At 43.7% G+C, this 471-nt stretch carries 1 protein-coding gene; it reads right to left on the minus strand.

The window, feature by feature from the left end; all coding sequences use genetic code 11:
* Nucleotides 1-308 (minus strand): Uma2 family endonuclease (locus AC0QH1_RS27145; RefSeq protein ID WP_324634586.1); only part of this gene is annotated, 308 nt, incomplete at its 3' end.
* Nucleotides 309-471 lie beyond the last annotated feature (163 nt).

The following is a 471-nucleotide window of genomic DNA, read 5'->3' on the forward strand; positions in this document are numbered from 1 at the left end:
TGTGCCAAGTTTAACCCCTCCCAGCGCTCGTTACTTACCCAACTGACATCGGGCGATCGCACCGCACCATTGGGTAAGGTAAATCCGGTAGAAGAATCAAACCCCACACCCAACCGGGCCTGACGATTCCACAACCAAAGTTGACCGTATATTTCGCCATTCTGTTTGCCCGTCCAGGGGGTTGTCGGTGGCATAATTATCACTTCTCCAGACGCATTTCGTTCCAGCTTTAAGTCCCGATTTGCTTGACATATTTTCTCAAACCCTTCGCGGTTTAGATGGGGAATATTTAACTCAATGATAGTCATGTTTTTCAATTTTAACTGTTTTGATTAAACCACAAATTTTCAGTTTAATTTAGTTGAATGAAATGGTATAATTAAGACTACCAAAACTTATTCAACTCCAACACAAATCCGGGCAGCACATCTTCTCCCTCTAGGGTTTCGGGAGAGTGCAAGACTTCCACTT

This window comes from Phormidium sp. CCY1219 (genome assembly GCF_055795085.1).